At 67.8% G+C, this 17732-nt stretch carries 13 protein-coding genes; 5 read left to right on the plus strand and 8 right to left on the minus strand.

Going from position 1 to position 17732, the window contains the following annotated elements:
* Positions 1 to 154 precede the first annotated feature (154 nt).
* Entirely contained in the window at positions 155 to 961 is an 807-nt protein-coding gene (locus C0J29_RS26205) for an SDR family NAD(P)-dependent oxidoreductase (protein WP_065165821.1), read from the minus strand.
* Positions 962 to 1046: 85 nt separating this feature from the next.
* On the opposite strand from C0J29_RS26205, the gene C0J29_RS26210 reads away from it, so the two are divergent.
* The 3 genes from C0J29_RS26210 (at position 1047) to C0J29_RS26220 (ending at position 5437) form a co-directional block, all read left to right on the plus strand.
* Positions 1047 to 3839, plus strand: a complete 2793-nt coding sequence (locus C0J29_RS26210) for a helix-turn-helix transcriptional regulator (RefSeq protein ID WP_242460551.1) — start codon at positions 1047 to 1049, stop codon at positions 3837 to 3839.
* Between the two features lie 93 nt (positions 3840 to 3932).
* Entirely contained in the window at positions 3933 to 4703 is a 771-nt protein-coding gene (locus C0J29_RS26215) for an SDR family oxidoreductase (protein ID WP_120794010.1), read from the plus strand.
* Positions 4704 to 4714: 11 nt separating this feature from the next.
* A complete protein-coding gene (locus C0J29_RS26220; protein ID WP_120794978.1) occupies positions 4715 to 5437 on the plus strand; it encodes an SDR family NAD(P)-dependent oxidoreductase in 723 nt (240 codons plus the stop codon).
* Between the two features lie 22 nt (positions 5438 to 5459).
* On the opposite strand, the gene C0J29_RS26225 is transcribed toward C0J29_RS26220, so the two are convergent.
* Positions 5460 to 6335: a PPE family protein gene (locus C0J29_RS26225; RefSeq protein ID WP_120794011.1), complete on the minus strand. Its 876-nt coding sequence runs from the start codon at positions 6333 to 6335 to the stop codon at positions 5460 to 5462.
* Positions 6336 to 6502: 167 nt separating this feature from the next.
* Positions 6503 to 9814 (minus strand): LuxR family transcriptional regulator, encoded by a 3312-nt coding sequence (locus C0J29_RS26230; RefSeq protein ID WP_120794979.1) that lies wholly within the window; start codon positions 9812 to 9814, stop codon positions 6503 to 6505.
* 144 nt (positions 9815 to 9958) lie between these two features.
* Here C0J29_RS26230 and C0J29_RS26235 point away from each other — a divergent pair, with 144 nt between their 5' ends.
* Complete coding sequence (locus C0J29_RS26235; RefSeq protein WP_120794012.1) at positions 9959 to 11140, plus strand: serine hydrolase domain-containing protein; 1182 nt, start codon at positions 9959 to 9961, stop codon at positions 11138 to 11140.
* 133 nt (positions 11141 to 11273) lie between these two features.
* Positions 11274 to 12950: a multicopper oxidase family protein gene (locus tag C0J29_RS26240; protein WP_120794013.1), complete on the plus strand. Its 1677-nt coding sequence runs from the start codon at positions 11274 to 11276 to the stop codon at positions 12948 to 12950.
* A 1-nt stretch (position 12951) separates the two neighbouring features.
* Here C0J29_RS26240 and C0J29_RS26245 read toward each other — a convergent pair whose 3' ends face one another.
* From C0J29_RS26245 to C0J29_RS26265, 5 genes are read right to left on the minus strand one after another with little or no spacing between them, the layout of a single operon-like run.
* Positions 12952 to 13746, minus strand: coding sequence for an SDR family oxidoreductase (locus tag C0J29_RS26245; protein WP_371872465.1), 795 nt, complete (start codon positions 13744 to 13746; stop codon positions 12952 to 12954).
* The gene (locus C0J29_RS26250) at positions 13743 to 14606 is read right to left on the minus strand and encodes an alpha/beta fold hydrolase (protein ID WP_120794014.1); all 864 of its coding nucleotides are present in this window, start codon (positions 14604 to 14606) and stop codon (positions 13743 to 13745) included. Before C0J29_RS26250 ends, C0J29_RS26245 begins: the two co-directional genes overlap by 4 nt.
* Positions 14606 to 15595 carry a cyclase family protein gene (locus C0J29_RS26255; protein ID WP_120794015.1) on the minus strand — a complete coding sequence of 330 codons (990 nt, stop codon included), beginning with the start codon at positions 15593 to 15595 and terminating at the stop codon, positions 14606 to 14608. Before C0J29_RS26255 ends, C0J29_RS26250 begins: the two co-directional genes overlap by 1 nt.
* Positions 15595 to 16407: a coniferyl-alcohol dehydrogenase gene (locus C0J29_RS26260; RefSeq protein ID WP_120794016.1), complete on the minus strand. Its 813-nt coding sequence runs from the start codon at positions 16405 to 16407 to the stop codon at positions 15595 to 15597. Before C0J29_RS26260 ends, C0J29_RS26255 begins: the two co-directional genes overlap by 1 nt.
* A 20-nt stretch (positions 16408 to 16427) precedes the next feature.
* Entirely contained in the window at positions 16428 to 17732 is a 1305-nt protein-coding gene (locus C0J29_RS26265; RefSeq protein ID WP_120794017.1) for an LLM class flavin-dependent oxidoreductase, read from the minus strand.

Genomic DNA, 17732 nt, shown 5'->3' on the forward strand with positions numbered 1-17732 from the left:
GCGACGACTTGATTCGACAGCAGCGACAACGATCCATTCCTCCCCGGCGTCAGACTCTACCGTGCCATGGCCGGGTGCCCACCCTCCGCCGAGCGTGAACTGAGGGCGATGAAATCGCGAAAAAGCCACCGTGAGTTCACGTTCGGCGCGAACGTCAGGACGGCCGGCGTGGCCTGCTCACCTTGCCGGCGACGGTTCCCCCATCGACCGGAAGCACCGTGCCGGTGACGTAACGCGATCGGTCGGTGGCGAAATACAGAGCCGCCTCGGCGACATCGTCGGGTGTGCCCTCGCGTTTCAGCGGCCGGTCGTCACGCATTCCCTGCCGGATCCGCGCCTCGAACCGCTCGAGCTCCGCGGGATCGAGGTCCCCGGCCGAGGAGGCCAGGATCGGCGTCGGGATGTTGCCCGGCGCGATCGCGTTGACACGAATCTCGTGCTGCGCCAACTCGATTGCGGCGGACTTGGTGAATTGGATGACCGCGGCCTTGGATGCCCGGTACACCATCACACCGCCGCCGGCCTGGATGCCACCGATCGAGGTCAGGTTGACGATGGATCCGCCGCCATGGCCGGCCATGTGCCGGGCGGCATCTCGGGTACCGGCCATCACTCCGAGGACGTTGACTCCCATCACCCGGTGGAAGTCGGACAGGTCGTCGTCGAGCAGGCGGCGCAGCCTCCCGGACACGCCGGCGTTGTTCACCATGACGTGCAGACCCCCGAACTTCGCCACCGTCGCCGCCACCAGCGCCCCGACCTGGTCGGGATCGGAGACGTCCGTACGCACGAAGATCGCGTCATCTCCCAGGGCCGCGGCCAGTGCCTCACCGCCGTCAACATCGACGTCCGCGATGACAACACGCGCCCCTTCGGCGGCGAACCGCTGGGCTATCCCACGACCGAGGCCGGAGGCCGCGCCGGTGACGATCGCGACCCGCCCCGGCAATTCGTTGACCACCCGTCGAGTTAATCGGGACCACCTCATTAAGTCAAGCAGTTGATTTAAACCATTGGTGCGCGCGGTCGGTAAGGTCAAACTCCAAGTGATCAACACTGTTCAGGCACTGCGTTTACGGGGGCGGCGCGCGGAATGCACGGCCCTGGAACGGTTGACGTCCCGGGCCCGCTCGGGCGAGAGCCAAGTTTTGGTCCTGCGCGGCGAGGCCGGCATCGGCAAGACGGCGTTACTCGACTTCGTTGCGGAGTGCGCGCAGGGGTTCCGGACGGCCCGGGTGTCCGGCGTGGAATCGGAGATGGAGCTGGCCTTCGCCGCGCTGCATCAGCTCTGCATGCCGCTACTGGACTGCCTCGACGAGCTTCCGGCGCCGCAACGCGACGCGCTCGAGATCGCCCTGGGCCGCAGCGCGGGCCCCGCCCCGGACCGCTTCCTGGTCGGCCTCGCGGTGCTGAACCTGATCGGCAGCGCCACCAGAGGCAAGCCGCTGTTGTTCCTGGTCGACGACGCGCAGTGGATCGACCGGGTGTCGGCCCAGACCCTGGCGTTCGTCGCCCGCCGTCTGGTCGCGGAATCGGTCTGTCTGGTCTTCGCGATCCGCGACGGGCTCGCCGACGACGAGTTGACCGGCCTGCCCGAACTGACGCTGCAGGGACTCAACCCCGGCGACGCGCGCGCGTTGCTGGACTCGGCCGTCCTGGGCCGGCTGGACAATCAGGTGCGCGATCGCGTCGTCGCGGAAACCCGCGGCAATCCGCTGGCCCTGCTCGAACTGCCCAAGGGCCTGACCACCGAGGAGCTGGCCGGCGGATTCGGGCCGCCGGATGCCCGACCGCTGGCCGGACAGATCGAGCACACCTTCCTGCGGCGTATCGAACGGTTGTCGGATGACACCCAGCAGTTGCTGCTGACCGCCGCGGCCGAACCGGTCGGTGACGCGGCGTTGCTGATGCGGGCCGCCGAGTTGCTGGGCCTGCCGGACGACGCGGCCGCGGGCGCCGAGGCGGCCGGGCTCCTCGACGTCGGAACGACGGTGCGGTTCCGGCACCCCCTGGTGCGTTCCGCGGCGTACCGTGCGGCGGACCCGACGGAACGCCGGCGTGCGCATCGGGCGTTGGCCGAGGCCACGGACGGTACGGCCGATCCGGACCGTCGCGCCTGGCACCTGGCGATCGCGGCGACGGGTCCCGACGAGACCGTCGCCGCCGAGTTGGAATGGTCCGCCGAGCGCGCGCAGGCCAGAGGCGGCGTCGCGGCCGCGGCGGCGTTTTTGGAGCGGGCGACCCAACTGACCTCCGACCCGGGTCGCCGCGCCGCCCGGGCGCTGGCCGCGGCCCAGGCCAAGCGCGACACTGCGGCGTTCGACGCCGCCGACCAGCTGCTGACCATCGCGGAGTCGGGCGCATCGCTGGACGATTTGCAACGCGCCTGCCTGACCCGGTTGCGGGCGCAGATCGCGTTCGCCCGTAGCCGTAGCGGCGAAGCCGACGCCCCGACGGTGTCCGATTCCGCCGTCGGCCTGCTGGAAGCCGCGCGCCAACTCGCCGGTCTCGACATCGGGCAGGCGCGGGAGACCTACCTGGAGGCGGTGGGTGCGGCCCTGTTCGGCGGCCGGCTCTGCCCGCACGGCGGTATCCGGATGACGGCGGCCGCAGCGCGCGCCGCGCCACCGGGACCGGATCCCGTACGGGCGGTCGACCTGCTGTTGGACGGCATCTCCATCCGGGCCACCGACGGTCACTCCGCGAGTCTGGCCACGCTGCGCGACGCGCTCGCCCGGATCCGCGACGCCGCCGAGGGCAGCGAAGAGGGCGTCATGCGGTGGTTCTGGCAGGCCTTTCCGATCGTGCAGGAGTCGGCGGCTCACGAGCTCTGGGACGACGACGTCTGGCATCAGCTCGCCACCCACGCGGTGCGACTCGCTCGCGACGCCGGCGCGCTGGCCGTCCTGCCACTGGCCCTGGTCTACCGCGCCGGTGTCCACGTCCAGGCGGGCGAATTCGCGGCGGCCACCGCGCTGATCGAAGAAGCCGACGCCATCACGACCGCCACCGGCTATGCGCCGGTGAAGTACCACTCGGTATTGCTGGCGGCCCTGCGGGGCACCGAGTCGGAGGCCCTGGCCTTGATAGAGGAGGCGCGTCGTGAGGGCGTCTCCCGCGGCGAAGGGCGGGTGGTGGGACTGACGAACTTCTCTCTCGCCGTGCTGTACAACGGCCTGGGCCGCTACGAGGAGGCGTTGCGCGCCGCGTGCCAGTCGTGCGAGGACGAGGACCTGGGCCTGTTCGGTTGGTCCCTGATCGAACTCATCGAAGCCGCGGTACGAAGCGGCGATCTCGGGGTAGCCCGGGACGCGCTCGGCCAGTTGGAGGAACGCGCCCGAAGCAGCGGAACCGATTGGGCGACAGGGGTTTTGGCTCGGTCGCAGGCTCTGCTGGCCGACGACAGGAAAGCCGAGGCTCTTTACCGGGACGCCATCGAGCGCCTGAAGAACACCCGGATCGCCGTTCAGCTGGCCCGTGCGCATCTCGTCTACGGCGAATGGTTGCGCCGCTGCAACCGCCGCGTCGACGCCCGCGCCCAGCTGCACACCGCTCATGAGATGTTCACCCGGATGGGCGCCCAGGCCTTCGCCGAGCGGGCTCGCCGCGAGCTGCTGGTCACCGGGCAGAAGGTGAGCAAGCGCTCGAGTGCGCCGGCCGGTGAGCTGACCGCTCAGGAGGCGCAGATCGCCAAGCTAGCCGGTGACGGCCTGACCAACCCCGAGATCGCCGCGCAGTTGTTCATCAGTACCCACACCGTGGAATGGCACCTACGGAAGGTGTTCGCCAAGCTCGGCATCAGGTCGCGCCGGCAACTGCGCAACACCGCTGTGGACTGACCGGGGACTGACTACGGACTTTCAAGGGCTCGACCGGACCCCTGGTCGGATCATGCTGAAGGGGTCAATTTCGGGGACGTGGAAGGCGGGGCAATGAAGATTTTGGTTATCGGCGGTACCGGGCTGATCGGGTCACAGGTGGTCACCAACCTCACGGAGTTGGGACACGAAGCGGTGCCGGCTTCCCCGAGCTCGGGGGTCAACAGCGTGACCGGCGAGGGCGTGGCCGACGCGATGACCGGCGTCGACGTCGTGGTGGACGTATCCAACGCGCCCTCGTGGGCCGACGACGACGTGATGAACTTCTTCACCACCTCGACCCGGAATCTGCTGGATGCGGAAAAAGCTGCCGGTGTCGGGCACCACGTCGCGCTCTCGATCGTCGGCACCGACCGGGTACCGGCAAGTGGTTACCTGCGGGCCAAGGCGGCCCAGGAGAAGCTGATCACCGAATCCGGCGCGCCGTATTCGATCGTGCGGGCCACCCAGTTCTTCGAATTCGCCTTGGGCATAGCCGATTCGGCGACCGACGGCAACACGGTGCGGCTGTCGCACGAGGCGGCCATCCAGCCGATCGCCGCCAGGGACGTCGCCACGGCCGTTACTCGCGCCGCGACCGGCGAGCCGCTCAACGGCATCACCAATGCCGCCGGGCCGGACAAATTCGGCATGGACGACCTGGCCCGGGTCGCGCTGGCCGCCCACGGCGACTCGCGCGAGGTGGTCACCGATCCGTCTGCCGAGTACTTCGGTGCCCAGCTTGACGACCGCAGCATCGTTCCGGTCGAGGGCGAAGAGGTGACTATCTACGAGACCCGCTTCAGCGATTGGGCGCCGGCTCACCTGACCAGCCCGGCGCGCTGAGGGTCACTCCGATGGAGCTGATCGACCACCGGGCGGTGATCACCGGCGGCACCGCCGGCATCGGGCTGGAGTCGGCGCGGCTGCTCGCCAGCGAAGGCGCCACCGTCGTCATCTCGGGCCGCGACCGCGCCCGGGGTGAGCGGGCGGTGGAGGCCATCGGCGGCAACGCGCGGTTCGTCCAGGTCGACATGGCCGACGCGGGGTCGGTGAGTGAGCTGGTACAGCAATGCGGCGAGGTCGACATCGTGGTCAACAACGCAGCCAGTTTCCCGTCGGCGCTGACGGTCGATCAGGACCCGGACACCTTCGAGACGATGTTCGACACCAACGTCCGCGGCGCCTATTTCCTGGTCGCGGGCCTGGTGCCGGGCATGTTGCAGCGCGGCCGGGGCAGCATCGTCAACATCACCACCATGGCCGCCTCCAAGGGCATTCCGGGAGCGTCCGGTTACAGCGCCTCGAAGGCCGCGCTGGAATCCCTGACGCGGACCTGGGCCGCGGAGTTCGGGGCGAGTGGGGTGCGGGTGAACAGCGTGGCACCCGGCCCCACCCGCACGGCCGGCGTTGCCGCCGAATGGGGTGACGTGAACGACGAACTGGGCAAGTCGCTGCCGCTGGGCCGCACCGCCTATGCGGCCGAGATCGCCGAGGCGGTGCTGTTCCTGAGCTCGCCGCGGGCCAGCTTCATCACCGGCTCGACACTGCACGTGGACGGCGGTGGCGCCGCCGTGTGAGCGGCGCTCAGGCGGATCCGGTTCAAGCGATGGCCCGCACTGCGCCGATCGCGACGCCGCCCCAACTGGGCGGCACCACCAATCTGCCGACCACCACGCCGCGGCCGATCGCCGCGTTCATCCGCGACGGCTCCGCGACTGCGGCCGCCGTCCCGGTTGAGGTCATGCTCGCCGGCGAGCTGATCGCCGACGCGAATCCGCGCACCGGCGAGGGGAACTTGCAGTGCCGCAGCAACCGTGCGATCACCGAGTTCGCCGCTGCCGAGCGCACCGGCCGGGCCAGGCTGCGCAGCGCCTGGGGTATTGCGGGCATCGCGGGGGCCAACATCTCCGGCACGCCGCCGTCATCGTCAGCCCCCATCAGTGCCGGCATGTTGTACCCGAGCATCGGGGGCTCCAGGGACGGCAGGGCGGTGGCGGTCGACGAGGCCGCCGCGTAGCGGTACATCGCGGCCGCATCCTGCGCCCACATCTCGCCGTACTCGGCTTCCAGCGCCGCGATCTCCGGCGTGTCGTGACCGGTCGGGTTGGTGGCAGCCAGGGCGGACAGCCGGGCGCGGTTGGACGCGATCGCCTGGGGCGGCACGGTGGCCACGAACGCGTCTTCGAAGGCGCCCGCCGCCGCTCTGGCCTGTCCGGCGATCTGGTCAGCCTTAGCCGCGGTCCGGTTCAGCCAACGCAGATACGGCGCGGCGGCGGCGGTCATCGCCTCGGACGCGGAGCCCTGCCAGCCGTCGGCGTTCAGGGCCGCGATGGTGGCGCGGTAGGAGGCGACCGTGCCGTAAAGCTCGTCGGCCAACCGCTCCCAGGCGTCGGCCGCTTCCAGCATGGACCGGGATCGTGGACCGTCGTACATTCGCGCGGAATTGACTTCCGGCGGGACCTCCGCGAAATCCATTCCGTCACCTCCGAGCGGCTTACTGGCACCCGCAGGCCTCATCATGCGATCAGCCGGTTACCCGCAGCCGCGGTTCGTGTTCATCTCTCGTTAACCTCAGGTTAAGTCAATGTTAGCTCGACCGGACGGATGCCGACGAAACTCACACGAAACTCCGACGTGAAATCTCAGGCTTGACGCACCGCCTGCTGCGCCAGCTGGACGCGTGAGGTGAACCCGAGCTTGGTGTACATGTGCGTCAGGTGCGCTTGCACCGTGCGGGGCGAGACGAACAGTCGTTCGGCGATGTCCTTGTTCGTCAGTCCCTCGCTGACGAGTCGGGCCACGTCGAGTTCCGTGGGAGTCAATGACGCCCAACCGGTTGCGGGCCGCTTGCGCTCACCACGCCCACGCAACACGTAGCCGATGACCTCGTCGGCCGGCAGGGCCGCACCGTCGGCCCACGCCGCCTCGAAGTTGTTGTCTCCCAGTTCATTACGACACGTTGTGAGCAGGGTCGGATAGGCGGCCTGGTAGACCGGGAACCGGAACTCGCCGGTGCGGTCACGCATGGCGGCCGCCGCTCCCAGGAGCCGCGCCGCCTCAACGTGGCCACCGGCGTCGACCGCCAGTCGGGCGAGCAACTCCAAGGTCGCGGGCACCGCGAGACGGCACTGTTTGTCGGCCGCGATGGACAGGGCCTGGCGGGCGTCGCGGCGCGCCTGCTCGTGGTCGCCGCGGTCCGCGGCAATGTTCGCCCGGATGCTGAGAGCGAACAGCCGGTGCCAGCCCGCCATGGTCGCCACGGCCTCGTCGGCCAGTTCCTGCGCTCTGGCCAGGTCGCCGTCGAGATGGGCGCACAACGCCACTGCGGTGACGGCCACCGTGCCCCGCTGAACCGCGGGCAGCTCCCACACCTTGGCGCCGAGCCGGCGCGCCGCCGCCACGTCCCCCTCGCCCACGGCTGCCACGGCCAGCACGGTCTCGGCGGTGCGTTCCAGCATGTCGTCGAGCTCGGCTGCCGTCGTGACCGCTTTTCTGCCAACACTTCTGGCCGCGTCGACATCACCCCGATAGACCAGGGTGCAGCCCTGGCTGACCAGACACAGCATCATGCCCACGACATCGTTGTCGGATTCGCAGTCCGTGCAGACTTGGCGGAAGGTGTCGATGGCACCGTCCAGATCGGCGCGAAACATCTGGGCCATGCCCATGGCCCAGCGGCAGGTGTGCGCATTCGACCAGTCGTCAAGAGCGTCGGCCAGGTCGGCCCCCTCACCGCCGATGGCACCGGCGGCCACCGGGTCGCCGGCCATGGCAGCGAGATACGCCTGGCGCCCCAGGATCTGGCTGAGTCGCCAGTCATCGCCCGTCTGCCGCGTCAACTCGATCGCCTCGGCGAAATATCCGGCGGCCGTGTCGAAGTCGAGGCCGGCGATGCAGCCGCCCGCGGCCAGAGTTCTGGCGAGCAGCGCGGGGTCGCCGAGCTCACGCGCGGTGGCGATGGCGCGCTGCACCATGCCCCCGCTGTCGACGGCCGCGGTGAAGGAGTCCAGCACCGCGTTGTCGGCCACCGCCCGGGCGTAGACCGCCGGGTCCACGTCATCCGGATCGAAGCCGTTGTCAGCCAGGACCGAACCGAACCAGGCCAGGCCTTCGCGCAGCCGTCCCCGGCCGTGCCAGACCGGCAGCAACGACGACGCCAGGGTCAAGGCCGCCGCATGGTCGTCGCTGTCGCAGCAGTAGGTGAAAGCGGCGCGCATGTTGTCGATGTCGGCCTCGACACGGGCGACGTTGCGCCGAAAGTCGTTGCGCGCCGGGCGCTCCAGCTCGGCGGCCAGCGCTGTGTAGTGATCCCGGTGGCGACGGCGCACGGCGTCGGCCTCGCCGGATTCGCTCAGCTTCACCCCGGCGTACGCGCGGATGGTTTCCAGCATCCGGTAGCGCGCCCGCTCGGCGACGTTGTCGGCCTGCACCAGCGATTTGTCGACCAGCAGAGTCAACTGGTCGAGCACCTGATAGCGCTGTACGCCCTCGCCGCCGCACACCGCGACGGCGGCGTCGAGGTCGAAGCCTCCGGCGAAGACTCCGAGCCGGCGGAACAGCACGCTTTCGGTCTCGGTGAGCATGGAATGTGACCAGTCCACGGAGGCGAGCAGGGTCTGCTGGCGCCGGACGGCGGTATGTGCACCGCCGGTGAGTAACTGAAATCGGTCGTGCAGGCTGTCGCGGATGTCGGCCGCCGACAGGGCCCGCATCCGCGCGGCGGCCAGCTCGATGGCCAGCGGCATCCCGTCGAGCCGGCGGCAGATCTCGGTCACCGCTTCGACATTGCCGTCGGCCAGGGCGAAGTCCGCCCGGACGTAACGGGCCCGATCGGTGAACAATTCGATCGCTTCGTCGGCCAGGGCCAGGGACGGCACCTGCCAGTTCACCTCCGCGGCGGTGCGCAGCGGTTCGCGGCTGGTCGCCACCAGTCGCACGCCGGAACAGCGCCGCAACAGCGCGGCGGCAAGTGCTGCGGCCGCTTCCAGGAGGTGCTCGCAATTGTCGAGCACGACCAGCACCTCACGGTCTGCGATGCGCGCGGCGACGGCATCGACGATCGAGCGGCCCAATTGACTGTGCAGACCCAGTGCTTGCGCGACGGCAACTTCCACCAGGTCAGGGTCAGCGATCGGGGCGAGATCGACGTAATAGACCGATGCCCCGTTTCCGTCGCCGTAGTGGTTGGCCAGCTGAATGGCCAGCCGGGTCTTACCGACGCCGCCTGCGCCTGTGAGGGTGACCAGGCGGTGATCCCCGAGGATTCTGCTGAGTTCGGCGATCTGGGACCTGCGGCCCACGAAGCTGGTGAGTGGCACCGGAACCGTCTGGGTCACAACACTGTTCGGGGAGCGAAGTGGCGGGAATTCCACGCGCGAATCGGGATGGCACAGCTGCAGAATGCGTTCGGCGCGAGCGATGTCACGCAGTTGATGGGTGCCGAGATCGGTCAGCCAGGAGCCCTGCGGCAGATTGTCGACCACCAGCTGCTCGGTGGCCGCGGTCAGCACCGTCTGGCCGCCGTGCGCCAGATCCCGTACCCGCGCCGCCCGGTTGATCGTGGGCCCCATGTAGTTGGCCGCGTCGCGGAGCTGAATCTCACCGGTGTGCAGGCCGATCCGCAACCGCAGCGGCGCCAACGGCGCCCGCTGCAACGCCAGCGCACATGCGGCCGCGTCGCTGGCCCGGGCGAACGCGATGACGAAACTGTCGCCCTCGCCCTGTTCGACGGGACGCACTCCGTGGTGGCCGTCGACGAGCCGCGACAACGTCGCGTCCAGGCGCGCCACCGCCTCGCCCATCTCGGTGGGCTGGTGCTGCCACAGGGCGGTGGAACCCTCGACGTCGGCCAAGAGCAACGTCACCGTTCCGGTAGGCAGTTCGCTCACGCCCAGCTCATTCCAGTTCACCGGCGCGTCCGCGCGGGCCTCAGATTCACCCATGCTAGCCAGCATGCGACGCGCCGCATCGTCGAACATCAGCGGATATGCGTAGAAATCTGCTCCGCCGCGACCGCGCGCAAGTTACGCGATCCGGCCAATGCTGCCGTGCCGGTACCCGCCGCATAGTCGAGTCACCGACGAACAAGGAGAGCACACATGACCCGACAGGTCTGCAACAGCGCGGTCGACGCCGTCATCGCGGGGCACTACGACGAACGTTTCGGTGCACTCGCAGCCGCATTCGCCGACGAGATCACCACCGGCGGTGAACTCGGTGCGGCGATCGCGATCGACATCGGCGGCGAGATGGTCGTGGACATCTGGGGCGGTTATGCCGACCGGGCCAAAACCCGACAGTGGGACCGGGACACCATCGTCAACGTCTTTTCCAGCACCAAGAACGTCACCGCTCTGGCGGCACTGGTACTCATCGACCGCGGCGACCTGGACCCCTACGCTCCCGTCGCCCGGTACTGGCCCGAGTTCGCCGCGAACGGCAAACACGGCATCGAGGTGCGTCATGTGTTGAGCCACACCTCGGGGGTGTCGGGCTGGGAGTTGCCGTTCACCATCGACGATGTCTACGACTGGGACAAGTCCACCGCGCAACTCGCGGCGCAGGCGCCGTGGTGGGAGCCCGGCAGCGCTTCGGGGTATCACGCGGTGAACAGTGGGCATCTGATCGGCGAAATCATCCGGCGCATCACCGGCATGCCGCTCAAAGATTTTGTGCGCGAGCATATCGCACGTCCACTGGATGCCGACATTCAGATCGGGGCGGTTGCGGAAGACGACAGCCGCATCGCCGAACTGATCCCCCCGCCGCCGCTGGACGTACCGCTGGACGCGATGCCCGAGGATCATCCGATGCGTAAGACGTTCGGGATGCTCGCGCCGAATGCGGAAGCCGCGTTGACGGCGCAGACGACCGCCTGGCGCCGCGCGGATATCGGCGCGGCCAACGGCCACGGCAACGCCCGCTCACTGGTGCGCGCACTGTCGGCAATCTCGTTGGGCGGCATGACCGATGGTGTGCGGCTCCTCAACCCGGACACCATCGATCTCATCTTCGCCGAACAGGCCAACGGCATCGACTTGGTACTCGGCATGCCGGCACGCTGGGGAATCGGTTTCGGCCTGCCCAAATACGAAGCGGTGCCAGATATCCCGGACGGCAGGATCTGCTATTGGGGTGGTTGGGGTGGTTCGATGGTGGTGATGGACACCGACCGCCGGATGACGTTCTCCTACGTGATGAACAAGATGGGGCAGGTGACCTCGGCCGGATCGGACCGGACCCAGAAGTACACCCGGCTGATCTACGAGGCGGTGCGGTGAGCGGAGCTGGATATACCCCCACAGGGTACTATTCCAGGAGATCGGCCGGCGAACGGGTTGCGTAATACCGCCGACCTGAGCAGGGTAGAAGGCGCCTTCTCGACGATCAGCACGACGCAAGGAGGAGCGGTCAATGCCGGCACAGCAGACAAGCGGTAACCCCTTTGACACGACGCGGCTGAACAGGCGGGGCTTCCTCGCTGCCGGAATCGCGGGTGGACTCGTACTCACCGGGTGCGGGCGGCCGAAGACGGCCAGTTCGCCGATGACTGCCGCGATCAACGCGGCCGAAGCCGCCCGCCCGCACAGCGGCCGCACGGTCACCGCCAGCTTGACTCCGCAACCGGCCAAGATCGATATCGGTGGCCGGATCGTCGACACCCTGGCCTACGGCGACACCATTCCGGGACCACTGCTGCGAGTGACGGTGGGTGACGAGGTCGTCGTCTCGGTCTCCAATAAGCTCGACCACCCCACATCGGTCCACTGGCACGGCATCGCGCTGCGCAACGATATGGACGGCGCCGAGCCCGCGACCCCGAATATCCCTGCGGGACAGGATTTCACGTATCGGTTCTCGGTACCGAACTCCGGCACCTACTGGGCGCACCCGCATACCGGGCTGGATGGCGACAAAGGGCTGTACCTGCCGTTCATCATCGACGACCCGACCGAGTTGGGCCGCTACGACACGGAATGGATTGTCGTCTTTGATGATTGGACCGACGGCGTCGGTAAGTCCCCGCAGCAGCTCTACGACGCCCTGATCAACAAGCCGCCTTCGTCGGAGACTCCCGCGCCGACCACACCCGCGTCCACCTCCCCGAGCACCACCCCCAGCACCACAACGACCACCACAACGTCACCCTCGATGTCACCCTCGATGTCACCCTCGACAACCGGCAGAACCCCGACGAGCACGTCCAGTTCTGCGCCATCCAGCCCCAGCCCGACCAATGGCATGCCGGGGATGCCCGGCATGGGCGAGGTCGGGACGAGCGACCTGCTCGGAGGTGACGCCGGCGACATCGCCTACCCCTACTACCTGATCAACGGGCGGATTCCCGAGGCCGCCACCACCTTCAACGCCCAGCCCCGCCAGCGGATCAGGATTCGCATCATCAACACCGCATCGGACACCGCTTTCCGCGTCGCGTTGGCCGGGCATTCGATGACGGTCACCCACACCGACGGCTTCCCGGTCATCCCGACACAGGTGGATGCGTTGCTGGTGGGCATGGCTGAGCGCTACGACGTGGTGGTGACCGCCGCCGATGGGGTGTTTCCATTGGTCGCGTCCGCCGAAGGCAAGAACGCGGTGGCCCGCGCCCTGCTTGTGACCGGCAAGGGCAGCCCGCCCGACCCGCAGTTCCGGCCCGGCGAGCTCACCCGCCGGGTGGGCACCGTCGAGATGTTCACCGCGGTGACGGCCGCCAATCTGGGTCGTCCCGATCCGCGCCTGGAGCTGCCCGTCGTGCTCGGCGGCACGATGGCGAAATACGACTGGACGATCAACGGCGAGCCGTACAGCAGGACGAAACCGCTGCAGGTGCGGGAGGGCCAGCACACCACCCTCAACTTCGACAACACCACCATGATGTGGCACCCGATGCACCTGCACGGCCACACTTTTCAGGTCATCAAGCCGGACGGCACGCTCGGCGCCCGCAAGGACACCGTCATCGTGCTGCCCAATCAGAAGCTACGTGCCGTCCTGGTCGCCGACAACCCGGGAACGTGGGTGATGCACTGCCACAACACCTATCACCAGGAAGCCGGCATGCAGACGCGCATCGATTACGTCTTCTGACTCACTGACCCATCGCATATTTCATGGTGGGCCCGGCCGTCCAGCCGCCGTCGACCGCGATCTCCGCTCCGGTGGTGTACGCGGCGTCATCGGAAAGCAGATAACCGACGGCACCGGCGATCTCATCGGGGACGCCGATCCGGCCCATCGGCGTGTTGGGGTAATTGCCCTCACCCACCTGGACTCCCACCGGTTCGGTCATCGGCGTATATGTCATGCCCGGATGAACCGAGTTGACCCGGATGCGGTCACCGGCCAGCTCGACCGCGGCGACCTTGGTCAGACCGCGCACCCCCCACTTCGACGCACCGTAACCCGCGGTGAATGCAAGCCCGAAAAGACCTGCGGCGGAGGAGATATTGACGATCGATCCGCCGCCCCCGGAGCGCATCGTGGGGATGACAGCCTGGATACCGTTGAACACCCCCACCAGGTTGACCTCCAGCACCGCCCGAAAATGGTCGATGGGCTCGCGCTCGATGAACTGCCCCGTCGACACGCCGGCGTTGTTGACCAGCCCGTCCAGTCGGCCGAATTCGGCCGTGGCGTGTGCCACCGCCTGTGTCCACTGCGCTGGATCGGTCACGTCGAGGTGGACGTAACGTGCCGCGGAACCGAGTTCGTCGGCCAGTGACCTGCCGGGGTCATCGAGCACATCGGCGAGCACCACGCGTCCGCCGCGGGCGATGACCCAGTTGCCGAATGCCGCGCCGAGTCCCCTTGCGCCGCCACTGATCAGGACGACCTTGTCGGCTAGTTGGGTCGAGTTCATCTGGCGGCTCTCCTTGGTGCTCATGATGTCTGGGTGTTCGTGATCTCTAGTGGCGCCTTGACGGACACCTCGCGGAAGAATTCCACCAACAGCGCGTTGACCAGCGCCGCCTGCTCGATCTGCGGGCAATGCCCCGCATCGTCGATGACCACCGAACGGGCGTCGGCGATCTGGCCGGCGATCTGCGCAGCCCACCCGGGCGGCAGGAGTTTGTCGCCGCCACCCTCGATCACCAGCGTCGGCACCCGGATCCGCTCGTACGCCCGGGCACTGGTCGGCGCCGAGGGGGACGGTGCGTTGGGCCGGCGGAAGCGCGCCGCGGCCACCGCCTCCCACGCGCCGGGCGCGGTGCTCGACTCGAAGCGGCGCCAGACGTAATCCTCGTCAGTCGGGTACGCGGCGTTGTAGAACAGCGCCTCGACGATGCTGCGCATCGCAGGCAGCGTCGCGTCGTAGCTTTGCAGCGCTTCGAAGTGGTGGTTCTGCTGAATCTCCCCGCCACCGCAGATGATCGCCATGCTGCGGACCGGCAGCAGCGGCGCCTCCGAGGTGGCGTCGACGAGTAAGTTGATGGCGCCCATCGAGTTTCCGGCGAAGTGCGCCGACTCGACGCCCACCACTTCACAGAACCGTGCCACGTGCCGGATCCGCATGGCGCGGCTGTTGACGAAGTCGATGACCTTGGCCGATTGGCCGAAGCCGAGCTGATCCGGCGCCAGCACCCGGTGGTGGGCGGCCAACGCACCGATGTTGCGTTCCCAGCCCAACTCGGCGCTGGCACCGAACTCACCACCGTGCAGGAGCACCACCGGCTCGCCGCTGCCAGCCTCCAGGTAACTCGTTGCCAGTCCGTCGATTTCGACAGCTTTGCGCTGCATCTGCATCACTTGATCGCGATCGGATTCACCGGCGAGCCGACCGCGCCGGTGAACCTCAGCGGCGGCGCGATGAGCTGGAACTCGTAGACGCCGTCAGCCGCGCAGTCCTCGGCCAGCGCGGTGAGATCCCAGTACTCGCCCAGCATCAACCCCATATCGCGCAGGCACAGCAGGTGGAACGGCAGGAACAATCCCTCGACGCCGGATACCGGATCCTCGACCTGCAGGTTGTCTGAAGCCACCGCGGCGACCTCGTTGTGGTGCAGCCACGCAGCGCAGGTCCAGTCCAGGCCGGAGTAGGGCTCCACCTTGTCGCCGGTCATCAGAAACCGTGTCCACCAACCCGTTCGGATCAGCACGATGTCGCCACTCTCGATCCGCACGCCCTGCGCGCGGGCCACGTCGTCCAATTCCGCCGGCATGATCGGGTTTCCGTGTTCCAGAAACACTTCCGCACCGCGGTGGCGCACCAGGTCCAGCAGCACACCGCGTGAGGTGATGCCCTTGACGTCGACCTTGTCGATGCCGCAGTGGAAGGCGCCGAGGCTTGTCACCGAGTCCGCCGGGAAGCCGTTGTAGAGCTGGTCCTCGTAGTACACGTGCGACAGGGCATCCCACTGGGTGGCGGCCTGCAGCGGCATGATGACCATGTCGTCGTTGAACCGGAACGGGCTGTCGGTCACATAGCTGCTCAGTTGCGCCGCGGTCGGGTTCTTGTCCCACCCGGGTCCGTACTGCGTCAGCGAGTTCGCGTCACCGCCGTCCACCGTCATCACGTGAATGGGGTTGTGCCGGAAGCCGAAGGCACCCTGCGGGCCGGACGAACCGAAGTCCACGCCGAGCGGAAACACCTTGCCGTGCCGGACCAGGCCGGCCGCCTGCCGCACCTTCTCGGGGGTGATGAAGTTCAGGGTGCCCAGTTCATCGTCGGAGCCCCACCTGCCCCAGTTGCTGAGATCCTTTGCGGTCCGCCGGAAGTCGGCCATGTCAGCCATCAAGCCTGTCCCTCCTGCAGTGCTGCGGCAGTGGCGGCGCCGGTGTTCCCGCCGTCCACCCACACAACCTGACCCGAAATGTAGCTGGCCGCAGGACTATTGAGGAACACCAGCACCGAGGCCTGTTCGTCGGGGTCGCTGACCCGCCCCAGCGGCTTGGCGATGTCGTCGAGGTAGGCCGGTCCGTAGGCGGTGCGCAGCTGGTCGAGGATCGGGGTTTCGGTGACCCCGGGGCCGGTGCAGTTGATCCGGATGCCCCGCTTACCGAGTTCGACGACGCTGCGCATGGTGTAGAGAATGATGGCTTCCTTCGAGATTTGGTACCCGGTGCCCACGGCGTCGGGGTGGCTTTCACACCACCGCACCCCCTCCTGCATCGTCGCGGTGCGCAGCAGCGGTGCGACCTGCTGCCCATGTTCCCGGTAAGCGGCCGCCGCCAGCGACGACACGCTCACGATCGACGAACCCGCGGGCATCCGCGGTAGCAGTGCCTCGGTGAGATGACGTAGTCCCAGGAAGTTGATGGTGACCACGAGCAGCGGGTCGCCGATGCCGGAGGACACCCCGGCGACATTGAACAGCGCGTCCACCGGACCTTCGATGGACGCGACCGCCTGATCGATCGATGCCCGATCCGACAGGTCAATCCGGTGAAAGTCGCTGACTCCCGGTGCAGGTGACCGGTCCAGCCCGATGACCTGCGCGCCGAGTTCGTTGAGTTGCTGCGCCACCCGGGCACCGATGCCCGACGCGCAACCCGTCACCACGGCGCGGCGACCGTCGTAGCGCCACAACTCCTCGACTCGCGCCACCGGTCAGGCAGCCTTCGGTGTCACTGTGCCTGTTGCTCCTTCAACCGCTGCGCCGCCTGCACCCGGCCTTCGTTGATCTCGGCCATCGCCTCGGGGATCTCGCTGGCGGTGAACTTACCGCCCCGCCCGGTCGGCAACCCACCGAACGAGTAGTTTTCGTCGAAGGGCGGAATCGTGGACTCGGGCCGTCGCGCCTCCACCTTCTCGATCACCGGCGCCAGTCTCGCGTCCTTCTCGGCCACCGCCTTCTCGTCACGCTCGATGAACTCGGGCAGTACCTCTTTGCCCATCAGCTCGATGGATTCCATCGTGCCCTCGTGACTGCGCGGGTTGAGCAGCAGGATGATCTCGTCGACGCCGCTCTCCTCGTAGCCGCGCAGGAACTCTCGCACGGTGGCCGGTGACCCGATCGCGCCGCGTCCGGGACCGTAGGCCAGGGTCGGGTCCTTCTCGACCTCTTCGAGATAGCGGTCCCACACCCCGGTGCGCCCGGGTGTGTGCACACCGGTCATGTAGTAGTGCATGATGCCGAACGAGAAGAACCCGCCGCCCTTTCCGAGGCGCTGCAGCGCCAGCTCGTCGGTTTCAGCGACCATCATCGACAGGTCGCCGCCGATGGCCAGGATGTTCGGGTTGATCTGCGGGGTGACCGGGACTCCGTTCTCTTCGAATTCTTTGTAGTAACCGTTCACCCGCTCGGTGAGCGGGCCCGGTCCGGTATAGGCGAAACTCAGTGCGCCGATGCACTTCTGGGCCGCCATCTGCACGCTGGCGGGCCGCGTGCAGGCCACCCAGACCGGCGGGTGCGGCTTCTGCAGCGGCTTGGGTATGACGTTGCGGGCGGGCATTTCGATGTGCTCGCCTTTGAAACCGGTGAAGGGCTCTTCGACCATGCAGCGGATCGAGACCTCGAGGGCCTCCTCCCACTGCGCCCGCTTGTCGGCGGGGTCGATGTTGAAGCCGCCGAGCTCACCGACCGAGGAGGACTCGCCGGTGCCGAATTCGACTCGGCCGTTTGAGATCAGGTCCAGGGTGGCGATGCGCTCGGCGACCCGGGCGGGGTGGTTGACGACCGGTGGCAGGTGCATGATGCCGAAGCCCAGCCGGATGTTCTTGGTGCGCTGGCTGGCCGCGGCCAGGAACATCTCCGGAGCCGTGGAGTGACAGTACTCCTCGAGGAAGTGGTGCTCGGTGAGCCAGACGGTGGAGAAGCCGGCCTTGTCGGCGGCTTCGACCTCGTCGAGGCAGTCCTGCAGCATCTGCCGCTCGTCGTCGGGGACCCAGGGCCGGGGCAGGGCGAACTCGTAGAACAGGGAAATTTTCAT

Source organism: Mycobacterium paragordonae, from assembly GCF_003614435.1.
GTDB lineage: Bacteria > Actinomycetota > Actinomycetes > Mycobacteriales > Mycobacteriaceae > Mycobacterium > Mycobacterium paragordonae.